Below are 18,617 nucleotides of genomic sequence, written 5' to 3'. Positions count from 1 at the left end.
CATCTGATAGAATGGCAGCCCGCTTTTTTGTGCTTGTAGGAGAGACTCATGCTCGGCTGGTTCCCCGGACATATGAACAAGGCCCGCCGCCAGATCAAAGAGGTGCTGCCTGAAATCGACGTCGTCATTGAAGTACTTGATGCACGTCTGCCCTACTCCAGCGCCAATCCGATGCTGGCCGAGCTGACGCGCCATAAGCCGGTGCTAAAAATCCTTTCCCGCGCCGATCTTGCCGACCCAGAGAAGACCGCCGAGTGGGTCGCTTTTTTCGATGCCCAAGAGAACATGCGCGCCTTCGCGGTCACCACCACTAACGTTCGTGAGCTAAAGCAAATCCCCAAACTTTGCCATGAGTTGGCCGGTGCGGTACGCCCCGACCGTGATGTTCGGGTGATGGTGATGGGTATTCCCAACGTGGGCAAATCTACCCTGATTAACGGCCTGGCCGGGCGTAAAATTGCTAAAACGGGTAACGAGCCTGCCGTCACCAAGCGCCAGCAAAAGGTGCGCATTGATGGGCGTGTAGCGCTCACCGACACCCCGGGAGTGCTGTGGCCCAAAATAGAAGATCAGGCCAGCGCCTATCGTCTTGCAGCCACCGGCGCTATCCGTGATACGGCCATTGAGTACATCGATGTAGGAATTGTCACCAGCGCCGAACTTGCCAAACGCTATCCTGAGGCGCTCACTGCGCGCTATAAGCTCAAAGAGCTGCCGCCTTACGCCGCGCCGGACATTCCACACGACATTGATGCCGACGGCCCAAAAAAGCCCGATTTTCTTGCCATTGCAGGCTTCGATGGTCATGCCATTTTAAAAGACATCGCCGCCCGGCGCGGCGGACTGCGTGCCGGTGGCGCAGTCGACCTGCACCGCGGCGCGGAAGTTCTGCTCCACGAACTGCGCGACGGCAAGTTAGGGCGAATGACGCTGGAGACGCCTGCGGATATTCCACCGCCACCGGTGCAAAACGACGAAGACAATCAAGACCTTTCCGACGCATAATGATTTGGCAGCCTTTTAGCCGATAACGGCTTGTAGGCGCTTATCTTTTGGACACTTTGGGCCTCTAGCTACTTTTGGACAGACACCTCATGGATACCCCGCAGTCGCACGAACCACAACCGCTAAAGAAATCTCATAAGCTGCACAATGTCTGCTACGACATTCGTGGCCCGGTGCTCGACCACGCCAAGCGCTTGGAAGAAGAAGGTCAGCGAATCCTTAAGCTGAACATCGGCAACCCTGCACCTTTTGGTTTTGAAGCGCCGGAAGAGATTCTTCAGGATGTGATGCGCAATTTGCCGACGGCACAGGGCTACTGCGACTCCAAGGGACTTTACTCCGCCCGCAAAGCGATTATGCAGGAGTGCCAGCGCAAGCAGATTCCAGGGGTGGGCATTGAGGACATCTTCATCGGCAACGGCGTGTCTGAGCTAATTGTGATGACGATGCAGGCGCTGCTTAATGACGGCGACGAAGTGCTTATTCCCGCGCCGGACTACCCGCTTTGGACAGCAGCCGCACACCTTTCAGGCGGCCACGCGGTGCACTACCTGTGCGATGAACAGGCCGACTGGACGCCCGACATGGCAGACATTCGCGCTAAGATCACCAGCCACACCCGCGCCATTGTGCTGATTAACCCCAATAACCCTACCGGTGCCGTATATCCGCCGGAGGTCGTTAAAGACGTGCTGGCGATTGCTAAACAGCACAACCTGGTGGTGTTCTCCGACGAGATCTACGACAAAATTCTGTATGACGGCGTAGAGCACACCGCCACCGGTGCGCTGGCCGACGATGATCAGCTCGTCATTACCATGAACGGGCTATCGAAAAGCTACCGCTGCGCAGGCTTTCGCTCGGGATGGATGACCATCTCCGGCACCCTGGCTAAGTTAAATGCCAAAGACTATATCCAGGGGCTCAATATGTTGGCCTCCATGCGTCTCTGTGCCAACGTACCCGCCCAACATGCGATTCAAACCGCACTCGGGGGCTATCAATCAATTAATGATTTAATCCTGCCTGGCGGACGCCTGCTGGCGCAGCGTGATATTACCGTCGAGAAACTAAACGCCATCCCCGGCGTCTCCTGCGTGACGCCCAAAGGCGCGCTCTACGCGTTTCCGCGGCTCGATCCCAAGGTGTTCAATATTAAAGATGATCAGCAGCTAGTGCTCGATCTGCTGCTACAGGAAAAAATATTGCTGGTGCAGGGCACGGCCTTTAACTGGCCCGAGCCTGACCATGTGCGCATTGTGACGCTGCCCTGGGCAGACCAACTCGGTGATGCGCTTGATCGCTTTGCTAACTTCCTGTCGCGTTACCGGCAGTGAGGCTGAAAAGGTGAACGCGCCGATTAAAATAGCTACTTAACGCAGCGATGACTTGAAACTGTCACGAACAGTACGTATCTAAACAACTATTCTGTGATTCATTTCACTAGCTGTGTATAAATCGTTTCCATAAACGTTAAGGGAGAACCTGCCTCATGATGCGAATTCTGCTGTTTCTAGGCACCAACATAGCGGTGTTACTGGTCGCCAGCATTACCCTTCGCCTGCTAGGTGTTGAAGGCTATTTACGTGGTCAAGGCATCAACTTTACTAGCCTGCTGATTTTTTGCTTCATCTTCGGCATGGCGGGCTCGATCATCTCGCTATTTATTTCCAAATGGATGGCTAAGCGCAGCACCGGCACGGTGATTATTGAAACCCCATCCAACTCTACTGAGCAGTGGTTGCTGGACACCGTCGCGGAGCTTTCCCGCGAGGCCGGTATCAAAACGCCCGAAGTGGGCATATTCCCGGCCCAACAATCCAACGCCTTTGCGACCGGCTGGAATAAAAACGATGCGCTCGTCGCAGTATCGGCAGGCTTAATGAACCGCATGCGCCCTGAAGAAGTCCGCGCGGTATTGGCCCACGAAATTGGCCACGTCGCCAACGGCGACATGGTCACGCTGGCGCTAATTCAAGGGGTCGTGAACACCTTCGTCATGTTCTTTGCCCGCGTCGTAGCGCACTTAGTCGATAGCTTCCTAAAAAGCCGCAGCGATGGCGGAGGCCTAGGCTTTATGGGCTACTTCGCAGTCGTGATGGTTGCAGAGATCGTCTTCGGCATTTTAGCCTCGGCCATCGTTGCCTGGTTCTCGCGCTATCGCGAATATCGCGCCGATGAAGCCGGTGCGCGCTTGGCAGGCACTAATGCAATGGTCAGCGCCCTTGCGCGGCTGAAAACCGAAACCGAAATGCCCGATCAGATGCCCGATACGCTCCGTGCTATGGCCATCACCAAAGGCCAAACGCGCTCACTGCTTGAGAAGATGTTTGCCAGCCACCCGCCGTTAGATGAGCGCATTCGCGCACTGAAAGAAGCCGCCTACCGTCAGTAAGCGCAACCCATAAGCCGCCTCGCACTATCACAGGGGCGGCTTGATTAACTCTTCAAACTAATTCAGTTTGACACTAACCCAGTTTTGCAAAAGTGCAGCACGATAACATCCCCTTACTTCTGCCTTGGCTTGGTAAAGCAGTTCGTCGGCAGCGCTTACCAGCGCCGAAGCATCCTCTCCCGTCACCTGCTGCGCGGTAGCAACTCCAAGGCTGATCGTAACGACCGGCGCAACTTCCGACTTATCATGGGGAATGGTCAGCGTTCTGACGGCCAATTCAAGCTCTTCGGCTTTATGGCTGGCACCGAAAAGATCGGTTTCCGGCAAGAGGCAGATAAACTCTTCTCCACCATAACGAGCTACCAAATCTCCGGGACGGTTCAGCACCGCTTTTAGGCTGGAGGCAATAGCATTTAGACACTCATCTCCTTGGAGATGGCCGTAAAAATCGTTATAGCGCTTAAAAAAATCGATATCGATAAAGATGACGGATAAAGGCAATTGATTACGCTGACAGCGCTTCCATTCAAAGCCCAGTAACTCGTCAAAATAACGCCGATTGGCGACTCCGGTCAGCCCATCAGTAAGCGCCAACTCATTCAGCCGAAGCATTTCTTGATCACGACGCTTTAGTACAGCGGCTGAAATCTGCAAAGCAGCTGATCGCAGCAATTCAGCACTCTGGTCAGGCATAGCAGGATGAAGTTGAGGCGCAGCATGAGTGCTCTGAGCAATACGAAAAATGCTGCCATTGGCGCTAAGCTCTTGGGCAACAGAAATAGAACATCGGTTATTAATGTATTCAAAAACAGAGGGGGGTGCGTCATTTAATGCCCAAGATAAATCCAGCGCTCGTTCTGGAAGCAAACAAGCTGCATGAATATCACGTACCCCAAGTCCCTTAACTAATAAAGGCCCAGCATCAGCAAACTCTTCCACAAACCCCGAATTCCAGTCAACCAAACGTTGCTCAGCATCGAAAATGGCAAAGCTTTGAAAAAAAGCAGGCCCATCAATCATGCCGGGCACTCAGCTTCGAGGTTAGTTGCTCTGAAGCCATCTCTGTACCCAATACGCGTGCACGAATTTTAGCAAAGGCGTTTTTACGGGAAGTGTAAATGTCGTCGCAGAAAGGAGAAAAACCGCAGTCATCGGTTGTGCCTAACTGCTCAAGCGGTATATAACGCGCTGCTTCCAATACACGCTGGCAGACTTCCTCAGGCGTTTCAACATGAGGATGGTTGACATCAATAACACCGATGAAGGCTCGCTGCCTTGGCTTTAAATAGCGGGCAATAATTCTTAGTGCCCTATCAGGCTCTGCCTCAGCCGCCATCGCAATATAAAAATTGCCAGCCTTAAGCTCAAAGAGACTGGGCAGTAGTTCAGCGTAGTCTACATCGGCACTATGCGTGGAGTTGTGATCAGCACCAGGACAGGTGTGGATACCGATACATTGGCGATCTTCATCACTGAACCGATCTAGAACTCTATTATTTAAATCGATAAACCCATTTAGTATGCTACCGCTTGGGTCGAGCTTAAGCGCCAACCGCCCCTCAGTGAAGTCGATTTGCACTTTTTGTGCGCCGGCAACGAAGCAGGCACGAATTTCTTTTTCCTGCTCATTGACCAAGTCCTCCAAAAAATCTTCGCGGCTATAACCCGGAATAGCCTCTGGGGGATAAAACAGACTTAATGCTGAGACCGAGATAATCGCTTGCTTCATTGGCCGCTGCGTATATAGCTTAGCCGAAGCCAGTGACACTGAAGCAGAAAGAATAAAGCGAAAAGGCCCAGCCGTTAAGCGTGGCAACCGACGCACATGACCATCTTGGAAGGGAATTTCAAGTCCATCGGGGGCAAAATTCGCGCCTCCTTCTACCGAATAGGTAGCAAAGCTGTGCGTTTTACGCTGTTCCCCATCGGTAATAATCGGGGAGCCTGTTGCTTCTAACTCTTGCATTGTCAGTTGAACAGCTTCGTCATAGAAGGTGGCCATAACCTTGGCATCAATCTCGCCAGCATCAAATTGACGCTGTGCCTGCATTAACTTTTCCGTTCGGGGTATGCTGCCGATAGCTTCGGTGGGTAATGTGACCATTTTTATTGCTCCCAACGTGCAAATACGCACAGTTTAACCGTTAGATGTTAAATGCTAGATAAACACTCAATACGGTTTAAAAGCGACTCATATTACTTCCAAGCCCAAGACCAATGTGAGTAAGCTTTGAATGCTAACCAGCATTCACATTAAACCCAGCCCCACGCACGATACCTTCTAGCGCTACCGCGTCCCCTGACAGCTGCACGTTGAGCGTGGCGAACTCTCGCCGCAACGGGTAGTTAGCACGACAATCATCAAAACCTTTGGGCAATCCCTGATGCAATGCTTGGCGCTGCAGCGCATCGTGATCGCGGCGCACGTCATAGACGGCTCGCACACATAGCCGCAGCGCATCTTCCGGCGCCAGCGCATGCTGTATATGCAGCGATGCCAGCGCAGGCGGCGGGCAGATATCGGCAAACGAGTGGCCGCTAGGCTTTTCGCAGTAACGGGCTAACGCCTGCTGAATCATCCAAGTGCCCCGCAGCTTACCATCCAGGCTATGCCCCGCAATGTGCGGTGTCGCCAGCGAGACCAGGTCACGTAAGCCAGCGTCGATGGCGGGCTCGTTCTCCCATACATCAAGCACCGCGCGGATATCGCCCTGGCTGGCTAAACGGCTACGCAGCGCCAGGCCGTCCACACAGTCACCCCGCCCAGCATTAAGCAACACGCTACCCGGCGCGATGTTATCGATACGCTGAGCATTGAGCAGATGATAGCTGGCATGAGGGCCGTCGTGAGTCAGCGGCGTATGCAGGCAAATCACGTCACAGCGCTCGATGACAGCCTCTAGCGAGTGAAATCCTTGCTCACCCTCGGCCTCTGCCCTGGGCGGGTCACAGGCGAGCGTAGTCACGCCCATGGCCGTTAGCCGTGCTTGCAGCCGGCGACCCACATTACCTACCCCCACAATACCGACGCTGCGCTCGCTAAGCACCCAGCCATCGCGCTCCGCTAGCGTCAATAAACTGCTCAACACGTAGTCGACCACCGCTTCAGCATTGCAACCCGGGGCGCTTGCGAATGTGATATTCCGCTGAGCGAGCGCAGCATGATCGATATGATCGGTGCCGATCGTGCAGGTGCCGACAAAGCGTATCGGGCTGTTTGCTAGCAGCGCTTCGTTAACCTGGGTAATGGAGCGCACAATCAGCGCATCGGCATCGTGCAGGTGAGCAGCCGTTATTTCCCGGCCAGGCACGCGACTGATGACACCAAACGAGCCAAAGCAGGCATCAGCGGCGGGGATATTGGCGTCGATTATAAGTTTCATAGGCGTTTGGGTATCCGGGCTTTACAATACGCCCGCGAGAGTTTGATGTGCAGGCGTGTTTAAAGGGCATTTAAGGAGAGTGTTGTGATCGTACGCTGGGAAACCAACCATGACTATGTGTTGGTTCATATTCACCAGGATATGTTTGGTGATTGGATTTTCAGTCGCGCCTGGGGCCAAATTGGCACTCAGTTTGGCGGTTTGAAACATCAGCTAGCCGACACCTTGGGCCAAGCCCAGATGTGGCTTGAAGACGAGGCCACGATCCAGTCCTCACGGGGTTTCCGCAAGATACTGGAAGTGGCCGACCATACGCCTGAAGGCCAAGAGGCCATGCGTCAGCTCTCACTGCTGGATTTGATTTAAGCAGCTCACTCGCTAGCCTAAAAAGCGTCGCCCGCTACGCTCATGAGCACCGCTAGGTGCCGCAGCATCTGGCGGCGTTGCAAGCGCCGCCAGCGCCGTTTCATTCAACCAGCCGCGTTCACGTAGCCAAGCGCTCAAGCGCGCTAATTCGAAGCCACGTTCCAGCTCATCCCCTCGACTATCCATCAGCACCGGTATGCGCGTACCGTAGCGCTCGACCAGCTCAGCATCATCGCTAATCTCAATATGATGCAGCCACACTCGTTGATTCGTCAGCGTGGCCACCAACGTCTCTAGCTGAGTGCATAGGTGGCAGCCCTGGGTTGTATAAAGCGATAGCCGAATCATACCAATGCTCTCCTCTGGCAGACTTAATGCGCCGCTGGATGACGGAGTAGGAACACATGGTGCAAATTAGTCCGCCGCTGGAAGTCGGGGTCAAAGCTGCGTCCGGTAATATCCTCTACCGCGTAACGTTCGCTGAGCGCTTCATCCAGCTTAAATCGCCGCTGGTTGTTAGAAAACACTAGCGTGCCGCCGGGTGCTAAGCGCGCCATAGCGAGATCCACGAGACGCGGATGGTCACGCTGCACATCTAGCGTGTCGCGCATCTTCTTAGAGTTAGAAAATGTCGGCGGATCCATGAAGATCAGATCAAACTCGGTACTCGCGGTTTCTAACCAGCGGAAGCAGTCATCGCGTACGACCCGGTGCAGGCGTGTATCAAGCTTATTCAGCGCGAAGTTGTCTTTAGCCCACTCAAGATAGGTGTTAGACATATCCACGCTGACGCTGTCACTAGCGCCGCCCAATGCCGCTTGCACCGTTGCCGTAGCGGTATAACAGAACAAGTTTAAGAAGCGCTTGCCGCTGGCCATTTCACCCAGCATGCGACGCACCGGACGATGATCCAGAAATAATCCGGTGTCGAGATAGTCACGCAGATTCACCCAAAGCCGCGCGTCTCCCTCCTGCACTTCAAAACGCTCACCGCTCGCGCCACGCTTTTGATACTGGGCGCTGCCAGTCTGCCGTTCGCGGCGTTTAATATAGATTTTACTGGCATCAACGTTCAGCGCCTCTGGCATCACTTCCAAGGCGTCATACAAGCGCTTTTGCGCCTGAGAAGGGTTGATTGAGCTGGGCGCCGCATATTCCTGCACGTGCACACGATCACCGTAACGGTCCACCGCCAGGGCATACTCGGGCATATCGGCGTCGTACACGCGGTAGCTCGTTTCGCCGCTCTGCTTCAGCCACTTTTTCAGGCGCTTCTGATTTTTGATCAGGCGATTGGCAAACATTTGCGCATTGTCTTGAGCTTTTGGCGCAGCTGAATCGTTTGCAACCACTTGCGTATCGGAAGCAGCCGAGACTTCATTTGAGGCCTCACGACTTTCTGCGCTAGCCGCTGACGCCACCCCGCCATTATCCGCGGAAGCCGCGCTCTCGGCATCAGGGGCATGCGCCGGCCCACCCACATCCATCAGCAGCAGCTTGGCATCCAGGGCGCCGTTTTTGAGCGCGTACTGCTTGTGCGCCCGCATTGCTAGCCGATGACCCAAATCAGGGTTGCCGGTAAAGACTGCCAGCGTCCAGCCAGGGAACAGTGCTTTGGCTTTCTCGCCCAGCTGCGCGTATAGGCGCACAAGCTCGGGCAGCTCACCCAGGCGCTCGCCATAAGGCGGATTAGTAATCAGCAGGCCGCTTTGCGCGGTCAGCGTATCGGGCCGGGTAAGCTGAGCAAGACTCTGACCATGCAGGGTCATTAACGCGGGGATACCGGCCCGCATAGCGTTGGCTTTCGCAGCCGTTAGTGCCGCCGGACTCTGATCAAAACCTAACAGCTGGGCTTTGCAACGTTTACGGCCAATCGATGCGCGCGCTTCGGCTTCACGCTTTTGCTCATGCCATAGGGCGTCATCGTGCCCTGCCCAGCCGTGAAAACCAAACCGCGCGCGATTGAGGTTAGGCGCTTGATCGGCGGCCATCATCGCGGCTTCAATAAGCAGCGTTCCCGCGCCACACAGCGGGTCAATCAGCGGCTCACCGGCTTTAAGTCGTTCCGGCCATCCCGCACGCACCAGCAGCGCGGCGGCCAAATTTTCTTTCAGTGGGGCATGGCCAACATCGAGTCGATAGCCACGGCGGTGCAAACTTTCACCTGAAAGATCGAGGCCAATGGTCAAGTTCATCCGGTGCAGGTGAGCATAAATACGCAAATGCGGCGTTTTAATATCGACGTTGGGGCGTTCCTGCCCCGCCAGCTGCAGCGCATCGACCACGCCGTCTTTGACCGTTTGTGCGCCAAAGCGGGTATGCCGTATCTGCTCACTGCGGCCATGAAAATCCACCGCCAGCGTGTTGCCGGGCGCCAAGTGGTTTGTCCAGGCAATGCGCGCGACCACGTCGCGCACCTGCTCGGCGGTATCGATCATCGACTCGCGCACCAGCGTTAAAATGATGCGGTTGGCTAATCTCGACCACAGGCATACGCGATAGGCAATCGCTTGGCTGGCAGTAAAATAAACGCCAGCCACCGTTGTTTTACCCGGCGTGGCGCCCAGCGCCATGAGTTCATCGTGCAGCAGGCCTTCAATGCCTTTCGGGCAGGTGGCTAGCAGACTTAAGGGGGCGTTTTGACTCGGCTCAGTCATGGTATTGGTCATGATAATAGCTGCGCGGAAAGGCGCGATATTCCTATATATAGCAAATGAGTTTACGTTTTATGACAATTTATAGTCGACAGATGACCCCATCATGGTCTAACAATAAGAGAGTAGCTACTGAAAAACGCATGCGTTACCTGTCAGGGTCTCTTAAAAAGGTAGTTTAAAAGAGGCCTATGATGGATAAGAGTTCGCCGCTCGACCCGTTCAGCTCGTGAGGGCTAGACAGTTAAGTTGATGCGGCAGCTCGCTCTTGAAGCAAGCTCCCGGAATAGCAGATGCTGTCGGGCATATTTTAGGAATAGCTTCGATAACATCCTATTTCTTCTTAAAGGCTTTCGTGAAAAGAGGTTAGCCAATGAAACGACAAAAGCGTGATCGCTTCCAGCGGGCATATGTCCACGGCTATAAAGCAGGTGTATCGGGTCGCTCTCGTGATGATTGTCCCAGTCAAGATATCAATTTACGCGAATACTGGATGAGCGGTTGGCGTGAAGGTCGCGGCGACCAGTGGGACGGGATGACCGGCGTTTCCGGTATCCACAAAAATCCCATGGTCATGACTTAACGTTTATATTTTCTAACGTTTAAACGAAATGTTTTTAATAAGCCCACCCTATTCAGTGGGCTTTTTTAGTGCCGGATGTCTTCAATACCTTAGCACACTCGCCCACTAGCTTCGGGCCTTGATAAATCAAGCCTGAATAAAGCTGCACTAAATCCGCACCAGCGGCAATTTTCGCCGTAGCCGCAGCGGCACTATCAATCCCCCCGACGCCTATAATGGGCAGCGTTGGCAAATGCTCACGCAGCTGTCGAATAATACGATTAGACGCCTCGAAAACCGGCCGCCCTGACAGCCCACCGGCCTCGTCAGCCTGTGGGTCGCCCTGAACCGCCTCACGGGAAACAGTGGTATTGGTAGCGATGACGCCATCCAACGCGTTGCGCTCAATGCTTCCCGCCATCAGCGCGACTTCTTCTTCGCTCATGTCTGGGGCAATTTTGATCAGCAGAGGCACGTGGCGACCCGCTTGCGTATTTAACGCTGTGGCGCGCGCGCGAATAGGCCCCAGCAGTGCATCTAGCTGTTCACCAAACTGTAGGCTGCGCAGGCCAGGCGTATTCGGCGAGGAGACATTAACGGCAATGTAATCCGCGCAAGAATGCACTGCGTCTAGACACAGCAGGTAATCGTCCAGCGCCTGCTCTACCGCGGTGGTTAGGTTTTTACCAATGTTGATGCCCACAATGCCGCCGTAATGGCGTTTTTTAACCTGTTGAATCAGATGCTCAACCCCTTTGTTATTAAAACCAAAGCGGTTGATGATCGCGTCATGCTGAGCCAAGCGAAATAGCCGTGGCTTGGGGTTGCCTGGCTGTGGCTCTGGGGTGACGGTCCCGACCTCTACAAACCCAAATCCCAGCGCACCCAGCGCGTCAAGATGGTCTGCATTCTTGTCCAGCCCGGCGGCCAAGCCAACCCGATTAGCAAACCGTAGCCCCATTAACTCGATAGGATCATTGACCGGCTGACCAAACAAGCGCGGCACGCCACCGATACGATGCAGTGACTCAAGCGCGCTTAGCGCGATCCCGTGGGAGGTTTCTGGATCGATACGAAAGAACAGCGAGCGGGCAAGGGCGTACATGGCGAGTCTCTTGAAGCGGATCGAAAACGGGCGCCAGTATAACGCAATAAAGCGCGCCCTGGTGGAGAACCAGGGCGCGCTTTAACGTACCACGAACCAATGACTAAGCAATAAAAGCCGCGATGTTAGGCTTCGCTATCGCTCTCGGCCAGATCCACCAGTTCGCGCACCGCCACGGCGAAGAGTGCAAAGCCACCCTCATTCCCGCTGCGCACCTCTTCGATAAGACGACACCAGCGGCGATGCAGATCAGCGTGCTGATCTAACCACTGCGCCACACGCTCCTCAGCATCGCGACTACCCGCATCAAGCTTCAATACGCTGGTGGTTAGGGCCAGCTGCTGGCGCTCGATATCGTCACGGAAAGTTTCCCGTGCCTGGGCCTGCCAAGCGTCACGAACTTCCAATTGGTTCACCTGCTGAATCATCCACGGCAGTTCTAACCGGCTGCCAATGGCGTACAGCACCTCGGCGACTCGCTGAGGTTTTTCATTGGTTAAACGAGCGGCTTGGATGATACCTAAGCCGGCGTAAAGGCTTGATGACGCCGCGACGGTAGACGCTAAGGCTTCAGGCACACCGGCGTCTAACAGCTCGTCACGGCGCGCATTCCAGCCGCTAAGCTCTTCGCCACTCAGCAGCTCACCGATTCCTTCTTGCAACTGCGCCAAGCGTGGAGCGAAATACTCAATAGTATCCTGGGTGGAAAGCCCCATGTGCTGGCGCACGAACCAGCGCGTAGCGCGGCGAATTAAGCGCATCAAATCGAGCATCATGGAATACTGAATGCGGTTAGGCACCTGGTTATCCAAGGCCTCAATTTGCGCCCACAGCCCGGCCAAGTTGAAGCTATCGCGCGCCACCACGTAGGCGCGCGCAACGTCAGCACGGCCCGCCCCGGTTGAGTCAATCAGGCGGCGCACAAACACGATGCCCATGTGATCCACCAAGTCGTTGGCGACTTGGGTCGCAACGATTTCACGCTTTAGACGGTGCTCATACATTTCATCTTTAAAACGCTCAACCAACACCCTTGGGAACAGCCGCTCAAGATGGCGATGAATGTAGCTGTCGTCGGGCACATCGGACGTGATCAAATCGCCCTTCAGCGTGCTCTTGGCATAAGAAATCAGTACCGAAAGTTCCGGCAGGCGCATACCTTGCGCATTGCTGCCGCGCTCTTTTAACACCTCATCGGTGGGCAGGAACTCAAGCTCGCGATCGATCTGCCCGGCAGCCTCCAGCTCGCTGATAAAGCGGCGATAGGGCCCCAGCGATTGATTAGAAAGAATCGCCGATAGGTCTAGCGCCTGACTTTGGCGGTAATTATCCAGGATGACCAGATCGGCCACTTCGTCTGTCATTTCCGCTAACAGCTGGTTGCGCTGTTTTTCAGTCATATCGCCACGTTTGACCACTTCGTCAATCAAGATTTTGATATTGACCTCGTGGTCAGAGCAGTTCACGCCGCCCGCGTTATCAATGAAATCGGTATACACACGTACGCCGTTGGCAGCCGCTTCCATACGTCCGCGCTGGGTCATACCAAGGTTGCCGCCCTCTCCGACCACCCGACAGTTCAAATCGTTGCCGTTAATCCGCAGCGTGTCGTTGGCTTTGTCACCCACGTCAGCGTCGGTCTCATCAGAGCCTTTCACATAGGTACCGATACCGCCGTTCCAAATCAAATCCACCTTGGATTTGAGCATGGCGCGAATCAGCTCATTAGGCGAAAGGCGCGCCTCCTCAATGCCAAATACCTGCTGCATTTCAGGCGTGATAGCGATCGACTTAGCGCTGCGGCTAAAGATACCGCCACCGGCAGAGATCAGCTCCTGGCTGTAGTCTTCCCAGCTGGAGCGCGGCAGTGCAAACAGCCGTTTGCGCTCAGCAAAGGCGGCGTCGGCATCCGGATTAGGATCGACAAAGATATGCAGATGGTTAAACGCACTTACCAGCTGAATTTTGTCGGAAAGCAGCATGCCGTTGCCGAACACATCACCGGCCATGTCGCCGATCCCGACCACGCTGAACAGCTCACGCTGGGTATCCAAATCAAGGTTTTTGAAGTGTCGCTTAACGGACTCCCAGGCGCCGCGGGCGGTAATCGCCATTTTCTTATGGTCGTAGCCATTTTCGCCGCCCGACGCAAACGCATCGCCCAGCCAATGGCCGTACTCAATAGAAATAGCGTTAGCGATATCAGAGAACGTCGCGGTGCCTTTATCTGCAGCGACGACCAAGTACGCATCGTCCTCATCATGGCGAACAACATTTGTCGGCGGTACAACCTCGCTGCCGACTAAGTTATCCGTGACATCCAGCAGCGCGCGAATAAATATCTGATAGCAGGCAATGCCTTCTTTTTGCACCACTTCACGGCTGGCATTCTCAGGCATGCGTTTGCAAACGAAGCCGCCTTTGGCGCCTACCGGCACGATCACCGCATTCTTCACCTGCTGTGCTTTGACTAGCCCTAATACTTCGGTGCGGTAGTCTTCAAAACGATCAGACCAGCGCAGACCGCCACGCGCCACTTTACCGCCGCGCAGATGCACGCCCTCAACCCGTGGCGAGCAGACAAAAATCTCAAACATCGGCCGCGGCTTAGGCATACCGGTGACTTTGGAGGGCTCAAGCTTATAGGCGATATAGTCTTTAAAGCGGCCGTCTTCGGCGAGCTGATAATAGTTGGTCCGCAGCGTGGCGAGGATCAGCTCCATAAAGCGGCGCAGCAGCTGGTCATCGTTAAGGCTGCCAACGCCTTCCAAGTGCTCGTTCAAACGCGCAATGGAGTCATCGGTTGCATGGCTCTGCTGTTCAGGATCAAAGCGCAGGCTGAATAGCGCCACCAGTTCTTTGGTGATCGCCGGATAATTCGCCAGCGTAGCGGCAATGTAATCCTGAGACATACCAAAGCGGATTTGTTTGAGATAGCGTGCGTAGCCGCGCAGCATCGCGACTTCTCGCCAGTCGAGCCCCGCGCCAATAATCAGGCGGTTGAAGGCATCGTTGTCAGCTTCGCCGGCCCATATGCGCTTGAAGGCTTCGCTAAACACATCGCGCATGTCGCTTAGATTGACGTCCGTACCGCTGTGCTCAAGCTCGAAATCGTGAATCCAGTAGCGCTGGCCGGGGGCGTTAATGTCGTAGGGACGCTCACCGATTACCCGCAGGCCGAGATTTTCCATCATCGGCAGCACGTCTGAGAGCGGAATTTGCGATTCGCGGTGGAACAGTTTCAGGTTCACACCGCCGCCTTGCTCTTCTAGCGGGCGATAAAGCGACAGCGAAAGGTCATCGCCGTTGTCCAGCGTTAGCAGATGCTGGACGTCAAACACCGCCGTACGCGCCGAGAAGTCTTCACGGTAGCTGGCTGAAAACGCTTCGCGGAACTGATCCATCAGGTGATTCGCGTGCTCTTCACCAAAGCCTTCAATCATCGCGCTTTGCAGCTCATCCCGCCAGCTACGCGCTAGCCGCGCCACTTTGCTTTCAAGGCGCTTGAGATCGTAGTCGCTTGGCGCATCGCCGTTAAAGCGCAGAATCAGCTGAATACGCGCCAGCACCGACTCGGAGAGATAAGTATTGAAATCGCCAAAGTGGGCATCCAGCTCGTCGCACAGCACGTTTTGAATTCGCTGACGCAGGTCCGTCGTAAACACATCGCGAGGTACAAAGACCAGGCAGGAGTAGAACTTGCCACTGATATCGGCGCGGATAAATAGCCGCACCTGGCGGCGCTCACGAATATTCAGAATGCCAAGCGAAGTGCTGGCAAGCGACTCGGTGTCAATCTGAAACAGATCATCGCGGGGATAGACTTCCAATACCTGAAGCAGCTGCTTACCGTTATGCCCCTGAGGATTGAAGCCAGCGATATCCATCACCGCTTTCAGCCGACGGCGTAGCAGCGGAATATTGCGTGGCGATTCGTTATAAACCGTCGAGGTAAACAAACCGAAGAAACGCCGCTCGCCAATAACATTGCCGTCATCGTCGTAGCGGTCAACGGTGATGTAATCAGGATACGTAGGGCGATGTACCCGCGAATGATGCGCACTTTTCGCGAAGGAAAGCAGCTGGGGCACCAGCACGTAGCCATTGTCCTCATCCACACCCTCTTCGGTGCGAATACGCTCACAGTAACGCGGCTGGTCTAGGCGGAAAACGCCCAGCACGCTGTCGTTATCGCGCTGCAGTTGGCTTCCTAGCTCGCCGTCTTCCAAGCAATATTCATCGTAGCCCAGGAAGGTAAAGTTATCCTTGAGTAGCCACTCTAAAAAGGCAATCGCCTCTTCGTGGTCGTCGGGATCAATTTGCGGCGGGCAGTTTTTTTCTAGCTCTTGAATCGACTCGGTAATTTGCGAGCACATGGCGTCGTAATCGCCCACGGCAGTACGTACATCGCGCAGCACTTCGTGCAAATTTTGCTCAATTTTTTCCAGCAGCGCCGTATCGGTATGGCGGTCGACCTCAATCACGATTAGCGACTCACGCGCTTCAGGCGCGTTCTCATCGCGTGGCGACGTCAGCGACTGCAGCTGATGGCGCTCATCACGCGCCACTGCCAGCACGGCGTTTTGAATGGCGTGAACCGTCAAACCGCGACGGTTAAGCTCGATACGCACCGAGTCAACTAGAAACGGCATATCCTCATGCAGAACAGCCACAAAGGTGTGTGTCGACTGCCAGCCGTTCTCTTCAAAGTCGGGATTAAACACCCGTACCTTGGGGCTTTGCGGGTCGTGGTGCTGCAAGAACTGCCAGATCGACAGCGTGGCGCCATACAGGTCGTCTAAGCGACGATCCACTAGGTCTTCCACCGGCACGGTGGCATAAAAGTGTCGAGCGAAGGCATCTACAGTTGCCGCGCGGGCAGGCTCTAACCGCGCATTTAGTCGTTCCTGCAGCTGTTTCAAAAGATCTTGCCGGCTCTCTTCAATCGCAACGTAGTGCATCCATCACCTCGACTGCTTAGGCCTTTTCTCGGCCAAAAAACGAAGGACAATAGGCCTTTAGGCCAACATATCGTCTAGCTTACGCTACCTGTGGCCGCCTCACTAATCACCTGACAGGTTAATCATGGCACATGCCACTTATGCATTAGGCTACGGGTAAAATCTAGCCGTCGCGCCGCTGCAGCAATACCCCGCATTCACAGTGATTTGTAAATGGGAATTGATCAAATAGTGCAAAGCGCTCAATCCGATGCGTTTTGGTCAGTATGGTCAAGTTTTCCGCTAACGTGGCAGGGTTGCATGAAATATAGACGATCTGAGCATATTCACTGAGCTGTTCACAGCTCTGCTCATCTAAGCCTGCACGCGGTGGGTCGACCAACACGGTGGAAAAATCGTAGTCTTCCAAGGCCATTTCCGCCACGCGGCGCCCGGCTTTCTCGCCTTTGAGCGCCAGTGAAAATTCCTCCGCTGACATCCGCGCTATATGGGCATTAGTCACGCCGTTGGCATCTAAATTGACGTTGGCACTGGCTACCGACGTGCGGGAAATTTCGGTGGCCAGCACACGCCGAAAGTTATCCGCTAAGGCAATCGTGAAATTGCCGTTACCGCAGTACAGCTCAACTAGATCTCTCTGCGTGCCTTCCTGCTGTTCGCCCGTCACTTCTCGCGCCCAGCTGAGCATTTCCTGGCAAATATGCGCGTTAGGCTGAGTGAAGCTATTTTCGACCTGCTGATAGTGCAACGTACGGCCGTCTACCTCTAGACGCTCCCAGACATGGTCGCGCGTTAAGACAATGCGCTGCTTACGTGAGCGGCCAATAATCATGATGCCCAGCGCTGCTTCTAAAGCGCGCGCTTCTTGCTCCCACGCATCCCCTAGGGGCCGATGGTAAACCAGCGTTACCAGCGCCTCGCCTGACAAGGTGGTTAAAAATTCGACCTGAAATAAGCGACGGCGCAGCTCATCTGATTGAAGGCAGGCTGCACGCAGCTGAGGCATGAGCTGGTTAATGCGCGCACTGGCAACGGTGTATTGGTCTAGCCTAACGACACGCTTATTTTTGGGATTTTCAGCATCCACCTCAAACATGGCGTAATAAAGATCGTCATCTTCATGCCAAATACGAAACTCACAGCGCTGGCGGTAATAGCCAGGCGGCGACTCAAAGACTTCTAACGCAGGCGGCTGGAAAGCGGCAAACGTCGTTTCCAGATAGTCGCGTTTAGCGGCTAGCTGCTCAGCGTAACGTTCAGGTTCTACTACGGGGATAGCCAAGGCTGCTCCTCATGGATTTAATCAGTTCAATAACGGTGATGGGATTTAGCATCGTTCGGCATCAGTCTTAATTAGCCATGCTTTTTAGCAGCTGGGGCGCTTTAAACCCATAGCGCGCGAAACCCTCGGTCAGGTTAACAGCGGGCGCGGTGGTAAAGCAGCGGCCATCGTGATAATCGCTTGTGAGCTGATCAACGACTTGCGCAACCCGCCTGGCGATAGCGTCGCCTGAGTCAATCCAGTGCAGCGGCACGGGGGAAAGCTGAGCCAGCCACGGCTTAAGTAACGGAAAATGGGTGCATCCCAGCACCACGGTGTCTAGCGCCGGTTGCGTTGAAGGCGTAGGCAACGCGGCCTGCCACAGCGGAGCCAGCGCCGCCTGCATACGCGCAACGCTGGGCGCCCCACCGGCTAAGTACGCCTCTGCTTCGACCACCAGCGCATCGGCAGCAACCCGCGTAATGACACAGTCGCTGGCAAAGCTATCAATCAAGCGCTGGGTATAGGGACGCCCCACCGTTGCTTTCGTGGCTAACAGCCCAATGTGGCGCGTCTGACTTACCGCGGCGGCGGGCTTAATAGCGGGCACCGTTCCCACCACGGGGATCGTCAACCGCTCGCGCAAACTCTCCAACGCTAAGGTGCTGGCAGTATTGCAGGCGACCACCAGTACGCTGGGCTGGCAGGCCTCAACGGCGGCTTGACACACGGCCACAATACGCCCAGCCAGGGCAATGTCATCGCGCAAGCCATAGGGCAGCCACGCATTATCACAGGCATAGCACATGGCGGCATCAGGATAGTGCTGGCGTAGCGACTGCGCCACCGATAGGCCGCCGACGCCGGAATCAAAAATTAATACAGGGGCTGGCATGATTCTCTCTGCATAACGTTTTGCTCATGA

Annotated in this window: 14 protein-coding genes; 5 read left to right on the top strand and 9 right to left on the bottom strand. The window is 54.8% G+C overall.

Features of this window, described 5'->3' with window-relative positions; all coding sequences use genetic code 11:
* Positions 1 to 48: 48 nt before the first annotated feature.
* The 3 genes from ylqF to htpX all read left to right on the top strand — a co-directional run bounded on the left by ylqF (position 49) and on the right by htpX (position 3,400).
* Complete coding sequence (ylqF, locus tag KUO20_RS04875; RefSeq protein ID WP_235041775.1) at positions 49 to 1,005, top strand: ribosome biogenesis GTPase YlqF; 957 nt, start codon at positions 49 to 51, stop codon at positions 1,003 to 1,005.
* 89 nt (positions 1,006 to 1,094) lie between these two features.
* The gene (locus KUO20_RS04870; protein WP_235041774.1) at positions 1,095 to 2,342 is read left to right on the top strand and encodes a pyridoxal phosphate-dependent aminotransferase; all 1,248 of its coding nucleotides are present in this window, start codon (positions 1,095 to 1,097) and stop codon (positions 2,340 to 2,342) included.
* A 155-nt stretch (positions 2,343 to 2,497) separates the two neighbouring features.
* Positions 2,498 to 3,400 carry a protease HtpX gene (htpX, locus tag KUO20_RS04865; protein WP_235041773.1) on the top strand — a complete coding sequence of 301 codons (903 nt, stop codon included), beginning with the start codon at positions 2,498 to 2,500 and terminating at the stop codon, positions 3,398 to 3,400.
* A 57-nt stretch (positions 3,401 to 3,457) separates the two neighbouring features.
* On the opposite strand, the gene KUO20_RS04860 is transcribed toward htpX, so the two are convergent.
* The 3 genes from KUO20_RS04860 to pdxB all read right to left on the bottom strand — a co-directional run bounded on the left by KUO20_RS04860 (position 3,458) and on the right by pdxB (position 6,783).
* Entirely contained in the window at positions 3,458 to 4,420 is a 963-nt protein-coding gene (locus tag KUO20_RS04860; RefSeq protein ID WP_235041772.1) for a diguanylate cyclase, read from the bottom strand.
* Positions 4,413 to 5,504 carry a cobalamin-independent methionine synthase II family protein gene (locus KUO20_RS04855; RefSeq protein WP_235041771.1) on the bottom strand — a complete coding sequence of 364 codons (1,092 nt, stop codon included), beginning with the start codon at positions 5,502 to 5,504 and terminating at the stop codon, positions 4,413 to 4,415. Before KUO20_RS04855 ends, KUO20_RS04860 begins: the two co-directional genes overlap by 8 nt.
* A 133-nt stretch (positions 5,505 to 5,637) precedes the next feature.
* Positions 5,638 to 6,783, bottom strand: a complete 1,146-nt coding sequence (pdxB, locus tag KUO20_RS04850) for a 4-phosphoerythronate dehydrogenase PdxB (RefSeq protein ID WP_235041770.1) — start codon at positions 6,781 to 6,783, stop codon at positions 5,638 to 5,640.
* An 84-nt stretch (positions 6,784 to 6,867) separates the two neighbouring features.
* Between pdxB and KUO20_RS04845 the strand changes: the two genes are divergently transcribed.
* On the top strand, positions 6,868 to 7,149 hold the full coding sequence (locus KUO20_RS04845) for a hypothetical protein (protein ID WP_235041769.1): 282 nt from the start codon (positions 6,868 to 6,870) through the stop codon (positions 7,147 to 7,149).
* Between the two features lie 12 nt (positions 7,150 to 7,161).
* Here KUO20_RS04845 and KUO20_RS04840 read toward each other — a convergent pair whose 3' ends face one another.
* Both KUO20_RS04840 and rlmKL read right to left on the bottom strand, forming a co-directional pair.
* On the bottom strand, positions 7,162 to 7,497 hold the full coding sequence (locus KUO20_RS04840) for a glutaredoxin family protein (protein ID WP_235041768.1): 336 nt from the start codon (positions 7,495 to 7,497) through the stop codon (positions 7,162 to 7,164).
* Positions 7,498 to 7,520: 23 nt separating this feature from the next.
* Positions 7,521 to 9,806: a bifunctional 23S rRNA (guanine(2069)-N(7))-methyltransferase RlmK/23S rRNA (guanine(2445)-N(2))-methyltransferase RlmL gene (rlmKL, locus tag KUO20_RS04835; RefSeq protein WP_235042423.1), complete on the bottom strand. Its 2,286-nt coding sequence runs from the start codon at positions 9,804 to 9,806 to the stop codon at positions 7,521 to 7,523.
* A 370-nt stretch (positions 9,807 to 10,176) separates the two neighbouring features.
* Here rlmKL and rmf point away from each other — a divergent pair, with 370 nt between their 5' ends.
* On the top strand, positions 10,177 to 10,386 hold the full coding sequence (rmf, locus tag KUO20_RS04830; protein WP_235041767.1) for a ribosome modulation factor: 210 nt from the start codon (positions 10,177 to 10,179) through the stop codon (positions 10,384 to 10,386).
* Positions 10,387 to 10,438: 52 nt separating this feature from the next.
* Here rmf and KUO20_RS04825 read toward each other — a convergent pair whose 3' ends face one another.
* The 4 genes from KUO20_RS04825 to murI form a co-directional block, all read right to left on the bottom strand.
* Positions 10,439 to 11,470: a quinone-dependent dihydroorotate dehydrogenase gene (locus tag KUO20_RS04825; protein ID WP_235041766.1), complete on the bottom strand. Its 1,032-nt coding sequence runs from the start codon at positions 11,468 to 11,470 to the stop codon at positions 10,439 to 10,441.
* A 125-nt stretch (positions 11,471 to 11,595) separates the two neighbouring features.
* Positions 11,596 to 16,431 carry an NAD-glutamate dehydrogenase gene (locus tag KUO20_RS04820; protein ID WP_235041765.1) on the bottom strand — a complete coding sequence of 1,612 codons (4,836 nt, stop codon included), beginning with the start codon at positions 16,429 to 16,431 and terminating at the stop codon, positions 11,596 to 11,598.
* 163 nt (positions 16,432 to 16,594) lie between these two features.
* Positions 16,595 to 17,713, bottom strand: coding sequence for a tRNA (uridine(54)-C5)-methyltransferase TrmA (gene trmA, locus KUO20_RS04815; RefSeq protein ID WP_235041764.1), 1,119 nt, complete (start codon positions 17,711 to 17,713; stop codon positions 16,595 to 16,597).
* 67 nt (positions 17,714 to 17,780) lie between these two features.
* Positions 17,781 to 18,587, bottom strand: a complete 807-nt coding sequence (gene murI / locus KUO20_RS04810) for a glutamate racemase (protein WP_235041763.1) — start codon at positions 18,585 to 18,587, stop codon at positions 17,781 to 17,783.
* Between the last annotated feature and the right edge of the window lie 30 nt (positions 18,588 to 18,617).

The organism is Vreelandella profundi (assembly GCF_019722725.1).
GTDB classification, from domain to species: domain Bacteria; phylum Pseudomonadota; class Gammaproteobacteria; order Pseudomonadales; family Halomonadaceae; genus Vreelandella; species Vreelandella profundi.
The sequence above is the reverse complement of the archived record's forward strand: the minus strand, read 5'-3'. Positions and strand labels throughout refer to the sequence as shown.

Excerpts from the sequence above, each read along its gene's own strand:
- KUO20_RS04840 (WP_235041768.1), bottom strand. The coding sequence starts at position 7,497 with ATGATTCGGCTATCGCTTTATACAACCCAGGGCTGCCACCTATGCACT.
- KUO20_RS04870 (WP_235041774.1), top strand. The coding sequence starts at position 1,095 with ATGGATACCCCGCAGTCGCACGAACCACAACCGCTAAAGAAATCTCAT.
- KUO20_RS04860 (WP_235041772.1), bottom strand. The coding sequence starts at position 4,420 with ATGATTGATGGGCCTGCTTTTTTTCAAAGCTTTGCCATTTTCGATGCT.
- htpX (WP_235041773.1), top strand. The coding sequence starts at position 2,498 with ATGATGCGAATTCTGCTGTTTCTAGGCACCAACATAGCGGTGTTACTG.
- ylqF (WP_235041775.1), top strand. The coding sequence starts at position 49 with ATGCTCGGCTGGTTCCCCGGACATATGAACAAGGCCCGCCGCCAGATC.
- KUO20_RS04820 (WP_235041765.1), bottom strand. The coding sequence starts at position 16,431 with ATGCACTACGTTGCGATTGAAGAGAGCCGGCAAGATCTTTTGAAACAG.
- KUO20_RS04855 (WP_235041771.1), bottom strand. The coding sequence starts at position 5,504 with ATGGTCACATTACCCACCGAAGCTATCGGCAGCATACCCCGAACGGAA.
- murI (WP_235041763.1), bottom strand. The coding sequence starts at position 18,587 with ATGCCAGCCCCTGTATTAATTTTTGATTCCGGCGTCGGCGGCCTATCG.
- rlmKL (WP_235042423.1), bottom strand. The coding sequence starts at position 9,806 with ATGACTGAGCCGAGTCAAAACGCCCCCTTAAGTCTGCTAGCCACCTGC.
- pdxB (WP_235041770.1), bottom strand. The coding sequence starts at position 6,783 with ATGAAACTTATAATCGACGCCAATATCCCCGCCGCTGATGCCTGCTTT.
- KUO20_RS04825 (WP_235041766.1), bottom strand. The coding sequence starts at position 11,470 with ATGTACGCCCTTGCCCGCTCGCTGTTCTTTCGTATCGATCCAGAAACC.
- rmf (WP_235041767.1), top strand. The coding sequence starts at position 10,177 with ATGAAACGACAAAAGCGTGATCGCTTCCAGCGGGCATATGTCCACGGC.